Below are 11,819 nucleotides of genomic sequence, written 5' to 3'. Positions count from 1 at the left end.
GGTCGTACTCATAGGCGCCGTCGAGCACCGACTGGTAGCCGGCGAGGTTGGCCTGCGAGGACAACACGTCCATCACCTGGGCACGCGTGATGCGCGGCATGAACTCCATGGCGAATGCCGTGACACCAGCCTTGGCCATCGCCGCGATCGCTGCATCGTTGCCGTAGGGATCCATGATGGCAAGCACCGCAGCGCCCGCCTTGTAGCCCTTGACCTCGGCTTCGCTCGGCCGGCGCACCTTCAGCACAACGTCGGCGCGACCCGCATCCGACGCCTTGCCGATGACAGCTCCCACCGCCACGTAGTCGGCATCCGATATCCGCGACAGCGTCCCCGCCCCCGCCTCGACCACAACCTCGAAACCAAGCGCGACAAGGCGTTTCACCGTATCCGGCGAAGCGCCTACCCGACCCTCGGTCAAATCAATCTCTTTAGGTATGAATATCGTCTGGCCCACCGTCACGTCCTTTCGGCTGGAACCTTACCAAACGTAAGGCGACTGACGCGAAACGGTGCGTCGGCCCCCCTACCAACGAAAACTATCTTGGATACTGGCGGAAACCGCCAACGCACCCGTCTTCAGATCATGCCAGAATTGGGCGCTGCCGGTGAAATGACCGACAACTCCCCCAAGCGCTTCGTCCGCATTGATTACATTCGAAGCAAGTACCATCGGTTCCAGCCCCTCAGCTGGAACAGCTGCAGCCGCGATCGCGGCTGCAGGCAACGGCGTCAGCTGATGTGAGTCGGTATGTCGCGCAGCAGATAGCCGCCAACAGCGACGATCAACAGGAACAACACGGTCGCGGAGAAGAATCCGGCCGGGACAAAGAAGCCGAACGCCATTGCGATCATCAGCGCGATGCAGACGAGCGTGCAATATTTAGCCAGTTTGATGAAAAGATTGTAGGTGCCTTCATGCTCGGCGTAGTCCATCTGGGCGCCAAGTTCGACTGGGCCGGTCGGCGTGTTGTCAGCCATGAGTGTCCCTCCAAAAAACGAGTTCAAGGGCACATAGCGAAATAGGGGCATCAGGGCAATGGGCAGATTGCCACCGCGACTGCGACAAGATTATCAATCAACAGCTTGGAAATCGGCAGTTTGCGCCTGTTCTTCCGCCATCCGGACGGCAGTCGGCGCCACGACGGCCGCAACCCTTGAGGTATGACGGGACAGTGACCGCAATTGCGCGGAAACTCACGGCGCTGTCGGCGCGGATTGGCCGGCGGCGCAGCCTTCGTTCATGGCCCAGGGCGCGTGCGCTTCGGCGAACTTCTTCGCCTCCGCCTCGACAAGTGGCGCGATCATTTCCTGGTCTGCCTTGAGTATGTCCGAGGTCTTGACCAGGCGCGCGCCGTCCCATTGCAGCATCCAGGCGCCGCCGCGCCCCGAATGATCCCGGCAGGACGTCGCGAAAGGCGCAATCATGCCTTCCATGCCGAGCGAAGCAAGCGCTGCTTCGTCGATGCTGAGGTTCTCGAGCCCCCACCGCATCTGCTCGCCATTGATCAACCTGACGTCGAAATGCAGCTGCGCAGCCTTGATCACCTCGGCGACGAACATCGAAGCGAGCACGCCCCGCTGGTAGAGAAGGCCTCCAAGTTCTTCCGGCGCGACCTGCGACTTGCCGGACTTGAGCACGTAGCGCTCGATATCGCGCATCGCTTCAGCTTCCCGGCTAGGCATGTTCCACGACACGATGCGATAGCCTTTCGCCGCATCCCCCGCGGCTTTCAGGTCTTCGTCATTGCCCGACCACCAGATGCCGGCGATCCTGTCCATCGGGAACCCGACCTTGGCGGCTTCCGCCAGCGCACCGGCATTCATCGTGCCCCAGCCCCACAGCAGCACGAAATCGGCGCCCTGCTCCTTGATCTGCCGCCACTGCGGCGACTGGCTCTGCATTTCCTTGGCGCCGACCGGGACTGCGACGAGCGAGAAGCCGAAGGTGTCGGCATACTCCTTGAGCAAGGCGATAGGTTCTTCGCCATAGGGCGCGTCGAGATGCAGCAACGCGACCTTCTTGCCGCGCAGCTTGTCGAGGTCGCCGTCGGCGATGTCCTTGAGCAGGATCGACGCCCCGTCCCAATAGCTTATCGGAGGATTGAAGCCCCAGCCGAACACCGTGCCGTCGGCCATCGCCGAAATCCCGTGGCCCGCGGCGAGCAGCGGCCGCTTGTCAGCGGCGGCCTTCGGCAGGATTGCAAGCGTGGTCGCCGGTGACCAGGGCTGGGTGACGATGCTCGCCGCCTTGGCCTTGTCATAACACTCGACGCCCTTGTCTGTGTTGAAGCCGGTTTCACACTCGCTGTAACTCAGCCTGATGCCGTTTACGCCGCCGTCGCGCTCGTTGAGCATCTGGAAATAATCGCGCTGGCCATTGGCGAGCGCGGCTCCGGTCTCAGCATAGGGACCGGTGCGAAACGCGAGATTGGTGATGTCGATCGCTTCCTCGGCGCATGCCGGGCCGGAGAGCGCCAGCGCAAGAAGCAAGGCGATCCCGAAAATGTGCTTGGTGTTGTGCGTCGTCATTCCAGCCGGTCGTCCCTGATCTGCGGCGTGACCCCCGCAAGATCGGGAATCGGCGGCCATGCTCGCGCGCGGGGGACAGCCTACGCGAAGCTCAGGCAGCTTCGCGATAGTATTTTGCCGTTGGCAAGATGGTCAGCGGCGCCAGCTCGCCCTTCGGCGGCTTGCCGAACATCATCCGCTGCTCCATTGGCGTCGACTTGAAGAATGGGAAGCGAGCGTAAGTCTCATTCTTGATCGCGAGAACGTCCGCCTGATAGAGCAAGGCAAAACAATTGATCACCCCGCCATAGGGGCGTGCATCGCCGATCGGCCTCGCCTGATAGATGCGTTTGTAGAACGCGGCATGATCTTCGCGGATCATGGAAATGCAATATGGCGCGTTGAAATGGAAACATGCCATGCCCGCCAGGCGAAGAGTGATGTATGGGATCGGCGGATAAAGGCGCGACCATTCCACGTCGACAGCGAAGCGACTGGGATCGATGAATACCTCGCCTGCCGCCACGCGAGGCGCCAACAGGTCTGAATAGACGCTGAAAGCCGGCGACAGCGGGGTGGCAGTCGACACGTCGTGCAGGCGCAGCGTGCTGACAAGCCTGTCATCGACATAGATGCCGAACGTATGGCAATTGGGGAGCTCGTCAAAATGATCATGCACCATTCGTGACGCATTTTCGGGCACCAGATCGTTCATCCGGTACGAATTGTAGCGCAGCCGGTAAATGTTCTCGAAATCCTCGCCCGACTCGCATCGGCGATATTCGGTGCGGTCCAGGAGCGCGTGGACGTGGCGCGCGAAACTGGACATCTCTTCGGTCTGTGAACTTCCCTGGTCACTCGACTGTTCACGATACGCGTCTACTCGCAAGTCCATGATTTTCCCCGTACCCCCGCTCAGCGCGGACACTACGGTAGCGGGTATAACTTCAAAACATAAAAATACGAGTTTAACTATTTACCTATTGTTAAGGTTAACGAGCGGGTTGCCCGTTCGCCGCGCACGGCGTGGTCAGCGGCGCAACGATAACCTTGCGGCGCGGATGTCCTCGACGAACGGCCAAGTGGTATTCGACATGGTTTCGATGCCCGAGGACGACAGTGCCGATCCGAACAAGAACCCCTGGACGAGGTCTGGTTGAACCGTAACGGCCAATATCTTGAGCTGCTCGAAGGTCTCGACGCCCTCGATCGTCACGGCCAGGCCGAGGGACTTGGAAAGGTCGACGACACCCTTGAGCAAGTGCAATGAACGCGGATTCTGCGCCACGTCGGCGAGGAAGCTGCGGTCGATCTTGACCTTGTCGAGCGGCAATTTGTGCAGGTAGCTCAGGCTGGAATAGCCGGTGCCGAAGTCATCGAGGGCAATGCGGACACCGAGCGCCTTCAGTTCCTCGACATAGGCGCCGGTCTGCGACTTGTCATCGAGCAGCGCCGTTTCCGTGACCTCGATTTCGAGACGGTTGGCGGACAGGTTTGACGCGGCAAGCGCAGCCTTGACCTTTGCAACAACGTCGCGGCTGCGGAAATCTTTCGCGGACAGATTGACCGAGACACTGATCGGCGCGGGCCATTTGGCGCATTCCGAACAAGCCGCCATCAGCACGAATGTGCTGATTTCCGAGATGATCCCCATCTCCTCGGCGAGAGGAATGAACGTAGCGGGCGAAACCGGCCCCAGCTCCGGATGATCCCAGCGGCACAGCGCTTCGCAGCTGGCGATGCGCATCGTGCTCATCGAAACGATCGGCTGGTAGACGACGCGAAGCCCGTTTGCCTCGACGGCCGCGCGCAGGTCTGCCTTCATTACCTGACGATTTCGGAATGCCGCATCCATGACAGACTCGAACAGGTACCAGGCATTCTTGCCCTGCTCCTTGGCCTTGTAGAGCGCCAGGTCGGCCTTGACGATCATGCCGTCCACATCGGAGGCCGAGGCGAGGCCGAGCACGGCACCACCACTCGCCTGGATGCGCAACAGGTGGCCGGCTACGTCGACCTCGCCTTGCAAGCCGACAAAGATGCTGTCGAGCAACGATCTCAAGTGGGCTTCGTCGTCGATCCGGTCGAAATAGATCATGAACTCGTCGCCGCCAAAACGGCTGACCTTGACGCTCTCGCAGGCGAATCCGGCCAAGCGCTCCGCCACGGCGTAGATCAAACCGTCGCCGACGGGGTGTCCCAGCGTGTCGTTGACGCTCTTGAAGTCGTCGAGGTCGAGCACCGCCAGTGCGCAGAAGCGGTCCTGGTTGCCCAGTTGCAGGCACTCGGCAACCACCTCGTGGAAATGTGCGCGATTGGGCAGAGCCGTCAGGCTGTCGTAGCGAGCCATGAAGCGGATCTTCTCTTCGGCGGCAACGCGAGCCGTCACGTCTTCGAAGGTGATGACGCCGAGTTCCTGACTGCCTTCGCGAGCGGAAAACTCCAGGCACTGGCCATTGGACAACGAAACCAGAACCTTGCGATCCCTGCCCTCGCGCAACGCGCGCGTAAGCTGGGATTCAATGTAGCGGCAGTCCTTGAGGGCCAGCAGCCCACCGGCCACGCCGCGCATCAGCAAACCATGTATCGAGCGCCCGAGCAGCGCCTCGGGCGACTTGACCGACATCAGCTGAGCGGCTTCGGCGTTCGCAACGGCGACGCGGCCATCGGGGCCGAGCATAACAAGCCCATGCGACATGGTGTTGAGAGCGCGATTGAAGCGCTGCGCGAGATGGTTTGCCTTTTTCTCTTCGGAAACCGCCGTAAACAGCACGTCTCGAACGGTGTCGGCAAATTTCCGGATCGCAAAGAGAAACGGCGCAGACAACAAGCCAAGGAACACGTGATAGAAATCGCCACGCAACAGAAATCCGAGGGATATCGGCCACGTGGTGGTGACGATGAAAATCATCACCATGCGCGGCGAGCCGTAGTTGCGCCCGGCGATAGAAGTGGCCGACGCCAGTGTCACGCAGACAGCGGCAATCTCGGCAAAGTTGTCATGGGCGAAATAGATGCCTGCAAGGCAGAACGCCCCCAGCGCCCCACCATGCAGCGTGCCATAGAGGATGTAGTCGTTCTCGCGCTTGTGAGCTTCTTCCCACGTCGTCGGCGATGGCATGTTGTTGTATTTGCGAAAATTCTGCATCCGCAAAGTGCCGACGAGCACCATGAACAGTGCAACGGCCAGATAAAGCGGATGGGCCGTCTTCCAGTATACGACGACAATCAGAACCGTCTGGGCAACAATACCAACGGCCAGCGTCGCGCCGTCGCGGAAAAGCGTTTCCACGAAAGGTATGTAGACGTCGACCGGTATATCGTTGTTTCTTCTGCGCACGTCCGAGGCCCGCTGGAGGACCCCACCACTGTCATATTCGCCTTAAGAAAGGCTTAGAAACTTTGGGCCGCCATCATTGGCCGCGCGAAGATTTGCGCGCCACAACCACTAATTTAGTTTCAGGTAAACAACTCGTATCTCTATTCGGCCGCCTGGAGCACAGGCTCCGGCGAAGCCGACTTCACGCGTTCGACCAGTCGTTGCCGTTCGCCTGCAGCCTTGTCGGCGCTCGCGTGCTTGACATGACCATAGCCGCGAATGATTTGCGGCACCGACGCAAGCGCGGCGGCAGCCTCGATATTGTCGTTTCTCAGGCTCGCGCGGATGAGATCGAGATCGGCTTCGAAGCGCGTCAGAATTTCGCGCTCCATGCGCCGCTCTGTCGTGTAGCCGAAAACATCGAACGCCCCGCCACGCAACCCTTTCATGGCCGCCAGCAGCTTGAAGCCTTTCATCATCCACGGCCCGAAGCTCGACTTGCGCGCCACGCCGTCCGCACCCTTGCGGCCAAGGATCGGCGGGGCGAGGTGGAACTCCAGGCGATCATAGCCCTGGAACTGCCTGGCCAACGCGCGCTGGAACGAGCCATCGGTGTAGAGCCGCGCCACCTCGTATTCATCCTTGATCGCCATCAGCTTGAACAGGCTGCGCGCCGCGGCCTCGCTGACGACTGTCGATCCTGGTCTCGCCTTCTCTTCGGCGGCGCGGATCGAAGCGATGCGGCCGGCATATCGTTCGCCATACTGGGCGTTCTGGTAGGCGGTCAGGAATTCCGCGCGGCGCGCGATCATCTCGTCCAGCGTCTGCGACACCTCGCGCTGCTCGCCCTGGCCCGATCGGCCGACCATCGCGCGGACGAACTCCGGTTCATGCGCTGCCCGCCGGCCCCAGCGGAACGCGGAAACGTTCATTGCCACGGCTTCGCCGTTGAGTTCGATGGCCCGCTCGACCGCTTCGGCCGACAGTGGAAGCCCGCCATGCTGGAAGGCAAATCCGAGCATGAACATGTTGGCGCCAAGCGAATTGCCGAACAACGCCGAGGCGGTGCGCGTCGCGTCAAAGAAGTGCGCGTTTCCGTCGCCGGCGGCGGAACGTATGGCTTTCCGCAGTCGCTCGCTGGGCAGCGAAAAGTCGGCCGAACGGGTAAATTCGCCCGGCATCACCTCGGCGGTGTTGGCGACAAAGATCGTGTGGTCCTCGCGAACGGCCGCCAGCACCTTCTTCGCGCCGGAAACCACGAGGTCGCAGCCGAGGATCAGATCCGCCTTGCCGGCAGAGACGCGGATGGCGTTGATATCCTCGGGCGAACGCGCGATGCGGACATGGGTGAAAACCGAACCGCCCTTCTGGGCGAGACCGGCCATGTCGATCATGCCGCAGCCCTTGCCCTCGAGATGGGCCGCCATGCCCAGCACCGCGCCGACGGTGACGACACCGGTACCGCCGACGCCGTCGATGATCGCGGCCCAGCCATCGCGGCCGAGCGGGAATTGCCGCGGATCGGGTACGCCCTGCAACGCATCGCTGGTGCCGGCAATACCTTCAGCCTTGCGGATCTTGGCCCCATGCACGGTCACAAAGGACGGGCAGAAGCCGTTGACGCAGGAAAAGTCCTTGTTGCAGCTCGACTGGTCAATCTTGCGCTTGCGGCCGAACTCCGTTTCGACCGGCTGGATCGAGACGCAATTCGACTTGACGCCACAATCGCCGCAACCCTCGCAGACAAGCTCGTTGATGAACACGCGCTTGTCGGGATCGGGAAAGGTGCCGCGCTTGCGACGCCGGCGCTTTTCGGCAGCGCAGGTCTGGTCGTAGAGCAGGACCGTGACACCCTTGATGTCGCGCAGCTCGCGCTGGACAAGATCGAGATCGTCGCGATGATGAAATGTCGTGCCGGCGGGAAACTGCGAGCGGCCGCCATATTTGTCCGGCTCGTCGGTGACGACGGCAATGCGCTCGACGCCTTCCGCGCGCACCTGGCGGGCGATCATGTCGACGGTCAGGCTGCCTTCATGGGGCTGGCCGCCGGTCATCGCGACCGCGTCGTTGTAGAGGATCTTGTAGGTGATGTTGGCATCCGAGGCGAGCGCGAAGCGGATCGCCAGCGCACCGGAATGATTGTAGGTGCCGTCGCCGAGATTCTGGAAAATGTGTTCGCGCTTGGAAAACGGAGCCTGCCCGACCCATTGCGCGCCCTCGCCGCCCATGGCGGTAAAGCCCACCGTGCTGCGGTCCATCCACAATGACATGAAATGGCAACCGATACCGGCACCGGCGATCGATCCTTCAGGCACCCTGGTCGACGAATTGTGCGGGCAACCCGAACAGAAGAACGGCGTGCGCGCGCCGACGTCCTTGGTGTCCGCCAGCATCGCCTGGTATTGCCGCAACCTGCCGACGCGCACCGCGATCTCCTCCGACGAGCCGATCACCTTCAGCACCCGCTCACCGATCGCGATGGCGATGTCGTTGGGGTCGAGCGCGCCCTTGGCCGGAAACAGCCAGTCGCCGCGCTCGTCTTTCTTGCCGACCACTCTCGGCTGCATCGATGTGCCGTACAGTTCCTCGCGCACCTGGGTCTCGATCAGCGAGCGCTTTTCCTCGACAACCAGGATCATCTCGAGGCCCTTGGCAAAGTCGCGGATGTGCTCAAGATCGAGCGGCCAGGGACAGCCGACCTTGAACAGGCGAATGCCCAGCTGGTTGGCGCGCTTCTCGTCGATGCCGAGATCATCAAGCGCCTGGCGCACGTCGAGGAAGCTCTTGCCGACCGTAATGATGCCGATCTTCGGCTTGCGGCCGCCTGAGTAGACGATGCGGTTGATGCCGTTGGCCCGGATAAAGGCAGCGGCAGCGGCGCGCTTGTATTCGTGCAGTCGCGCCTCTTGTCCAAGCTGGTCGAGCTCGATGCGGATGTTGAGCCCGCCCGGCGGCATGTCGAACTCGGGGATGACGATGTTGAGCCGTCCAAGCGAGGCGTCGACGGACGCGGTCGATTCGATATTGTCCTTGACGCATTTGATCGCCGCCCACGTCCCGGCGAAACGCGACAGCGCAAACCCGTAGAGGCCGTAGTCGATCAGCTCTTGCACCCCGCCGGGGTTGAGGATCGGGATCATCGTGTCGACGAACAGGAACTCGGTGGCATGCGCGTTGGTCGAGGATTCGGCGGTGTGGTCGTCGCCCATCAGCGCCAGAACGCCGCCATGCCGGGAAGAACCGGCGAGATTGGCGTGACGGAAGACGTCACCCGAGCGGTCGACGCCAGGGCCTTTGCCGTACCAGACCGAAAAGACGCCGTCATGCTTGCCTTCGCCCAGCAGTTCGGCTTGTTGCGCACCCCAGCAGGCGGTGGCGGCCAGCTCTTCGTTCAGGCCGGGCTGGAAGACGATGTTGGATTGCGCAAGCTGCTTCTTCGCCTTCCACAGCTGCAGGTCGAGCCCGCCGAGCGGCGAACCGCGATACCCCGAAACGAAACCGGCCGTGTCGAGGCCGGCAAGACGGTCGCGCTGGCGCTGCATCTGCAGCATCCGGATGACAGCTTGCGCGCCGGAGAGGAACACCCGCTCCTTGCCCAGATCGAACTTGTCATCGAGAGCGACGTCATGAAGCGTCATCGGCATTTCCTGTGACCCAACCGCCCACGATTCGGGGCAGCTGACCTTGGGTAGCTCAGGGATAGCTTTTCTGGGACGCGCTGTCGCGTCAAACGAAATTCTCTGCACCGCAAATAAGCAGCGCCAGATCAACGCCCGGCCGTTGCTTGATGAAGGCACGGCATTGCTTGCTCCTCTCCATGCTGCCCGATGGGCTGGGCTGCTATGCCGCCGGCGGGCAGTTCGGGTGGCGCGCCCCTGGCAGCCGGCCGTCCGGATGGCCACGCAGCTTGGGATTGGCATCGTAGAGCGGCCCCACGACCAGCGGCGCGTCCGGCAACATCGACTGGTCCTGCGAAGAAACCATCGTCGTTTCGATCGTTTGCAGCACCTTGCCTGTCGGCCCTTCTATGCTGATCGAAACCTTGTAGGGACGATCCTTGGCGACGCATTCGAGCGGCGGGCTCTGGATCGTCACCTTGTCGAGCATCGGCCAGATCTTCTGGCGAACGACAATGGCTTCGCCGCCGGCGGGATTGTCGAAACGGGCAACGGCGACTTCGCCATTGCCGACAGGCTTCAGTGGCTTCAACGTCACCAGATATTGCACAGTCGCGACACGATAGTTGAAGACGAACAACCGGCCCGAAAGCTCGAAGCGCTCGCCGTCGCCGCTGTCCCGGCATCCCGCCATTGCGATCAGGGCAGACAGCACGACAAACGTTGCACCCTTCCACTCAACCATTGAGCACCTCCTTGCGCCTGTCGTAGTGGCGTTTGGCCTTTTGGCGGTTTCCGCAGACGGCCATGTCGCACCATTGCCTGCTCCCGTTGCGGCTGCGGTCGAGGAACAGCCAGCGGCAGTTCGGGCATATCCGCAGGCGGGAGATTGTCCCACTCGCCAGCAGCGACAGCGCCGATACCGCCAATGCCGCTTCCAAGGCCAGCGGCTGTGGCGAACGGCCGAACGGCGCGTCGGCGCTGAAAGCCTCGCCGCTTCCCGCCAAGCCGGCCGCGCAGGCATTGAGGAACGCCGGCATCGCCACGGCCGCCAGCGCCGCGTCGCTGGCAGCCCCGCGAAACAGCCTGTCCGTAGCTTCCCTGATCGCGATGACTTTGCCAGCCACCTTCAGCGGCTCGGGCGCCGCCAGCACCCTGCCCTTCAACTCATCGGTGCGAAACCTGGAAGCGGCCTCGGCAAAACGCTCGATCTCGAGCGGATCGGCAAAGCGATCGAAACCGCGCTGCGCGTCGCCACGAAGAACAACCGTATTGGCCGTGTCGAGTGCGAGCACTCCGCCCGAAAAACGATGCTGCGTCCAGGAAATGGTCATTTGAGAAATCTAACCTGTAATCATCATTTGACAAGTTATGAATTCGGATGCAGCCTCGACCGTGAGGACTGACACGCCGCGGCGCTGGGTAATGCATGCTCTATTTCCTGCAGCAGCTTCTGAATGGCATTCACTCGGCTGCGATCTACGGCTTGCTCGCTTTCGGCTATGCGCTCGGCAATGGCCTGCTCCGCCGCACCAACCTCGCCTATGGCGGCATCTTCGCCTTCTGCGGCCAGACGATGATCCTGGCGGCAGTATATGGCTGGCAGGAGCTTTGGCTGACGCTGCCGGTCACCGTGGCCTTCGGCATTGCCGTGGCAATGGGATACGCTGCCTTGCTCAGTCGGGTGTTGTCGCGAGCCGTCCTGGCACCCCTGGTCGAGCGTTCGCCCAACACCATCGTTGCCGCCACCCTGGGCGTCCTGATCGTGCTGATGGAGTTGAGCCGCATTTCCGCCGACACCCATGACTACTGGCTGCCGCCGATGCTGGCCACGCCGGTCATCTTCGCCTCGAACAGCGTTTTCGTCGCCACGCTGACCGTCATCCAGTTGATCAATGTCGCGGTTGCAGCGGCGGTGGTTGTCGCCGCGACCGTCTATCTTTCGCGCTCTCGCTTTGGCCTTTGCTGGCGCGCCGTGGCCGACGACCCGCTCGCCGCCCAATTTTGCGGCGTCGACATCGGGCGCGTCTTCCACGGCGCATTGCTGCTGGGCGGATTGTGCGCAGGCTTGGCAGGTATCCTGGCCGCGCTCTACTACGGCAATCTCGGCTTCGGCGCCGGCCTCGTCTATGGAATAAAGGTCCTCTTCGTCACCGCTGTGGGCGGCTATTGCTCACCGCCGAACCCAGCCACTGGAGCCGCGGTCTTCGGCATGGTTGAATCGCTCTGGGCCGGCTACTTCCCCATCGAGTGGCGCGATGCCTGGATGTATGCGCTGCTCGCCGCGCTGCTGGTCCTGACTGCCGAGCGCAGGGATGCCCCCGCCGCGTCCTGAGCTTGATGAAGCGCTTTCGACTTTGGTTTAATGCCTC

At 62.0% G+C, this 11,819-nt stretch carries 8 protein-coding genes and 1 pseudogene; 1 reads left to right on the top strand and 8 read right to left on the bottom strand.

The features are described from left to right. The 8 genes and pseudogenes from PCJ21_RS21340 to PCJ21_RS21305 form a co-directional block, all read right to left on the bottom strand. A pseudogene (locus PCJ21_RS21340) lies at positions 1-457 on the bottom strand (Re/Si-specific NAD(P)(+) transhydrogenase subunit alpha); the annotation flags it as partial. 275 nt (positions 458-732) lie between these two features. Beyond that, positions 733-981, bottom strand: coding sequence for an aa3-type cytochrome c oxidase subunit IV (locus PCJ21_RS21335; RefSeq protein WP_269933453.1), 249 nt, complete (start codon positions 979-981; stop codon positions 733-735). A gap of 216 nt (positions 982-1,197) precedes the next feature. Further along, entirely contained in the window at positions 1,198-2,532 is a 1,335-nt protein-coding gene (locus PCJ21_RS21330) for an ABC transporter substrate-binding protein (RefSeq protein WP_269933452.1), read from the bottom strand. Positions 2,533-2,623: 91 nt separating this feature from the next. Continuing rightward, on the bottom strand, positions 2,624-3,406 hold the full coding sequence (locus PCJ21_RS21325; RefSeq protein WP_269933451.1) for an N-acyl amino acid synthase FeeM domain-containing protein: 783 nt from the start codon (positions 3,404-3,406) through the stop codon (positions 2,624-2,626). Between the two features lie 135 nt (positions 3,407-3,541). Beyond that, on the bottom strand, positions 3,542-5,851 hold the full coding sequence (locus tag PCJ21_RS21320; RefSeq protein WP_269933450.1) for a putative bifunctional diguanylate cyclase/phosphodiesterase: 2,310 nt from the start codon (positions 5,849-5,851) through the stop codon (positions 3,542-3,544). Between the two features lie 140 nt (positions 5,852-5,991). Beyond that, positions 5,992-9,468 (bottom strand): indolepyruvate ferredoxin oxidoreductase family protein, encoded by a 3,477-nt coding sequence (locus PCJ21_RS21315; protein WP_269933449.1) that lies wholly within the window; start codon positions 9,466-9,468, stop codon positions 5,992-5,994. 202 nt (positions 9,469-9,670) lie between these two features. Further along, positions 9,671-10,192: a hypothetical protein gene (locus PCJ21_RS21310; RefSeq protein ID WP_269933448.1), complete on the bottom strand. Its 522-nt coding sequence runs from the start codon at positions 10,190-10,192 to the stop codon at positions 9,671-9,673. Then, positions 10,185-10,781, bottom strand: a complete 597-nt coding sequence (locus tag PCJ21_RS21305) for a CGNR zinc finger domain-containing protein (protein ID WP_269933447.1) — start codon at positions 10,779-10,781, stop codon at positions 10,185-10,187. The genes PCJ21_RS21310 and PCJ21_RS21305 overlap by 8 nt, the downstream gene beginning before the upstream one ends. Before the next feature lie 95 nt (positions 10,782-10,876). Here PCJ21_RS21305 and PCJ21_RS21300 point away from each other — a divergent pair, with 95 nt between their 5' ends. Further along, positions 10,877-11,782 (top strand): branched-chain amino acid ABC transporter permease, encoded by a 906-nt coding sequence (locus PCJ21_RS21300; RefSeq protein ID WP_269933446.1) that lies wholly within the window; start codon positions 10,877-10,879, stop codon positions 11,780-11,782. The last annotated feature ends 37 nt before the right edge of the window (positions 11,783-11,819 follow it).

The organism is Aminobacter sp. HY435, assembly GCF_027568395.1.
Taxonomy (GTDB): Bacteria; Pseudomonadota; Alphaproteobacteria; order Rhizobiales; family Rhizobiaceae; genus Aminobacter.
Note: the sequence above shows the minus strand (reverse complement) of the source record. Positions and strands in the feature narration are given on the sequence as shown.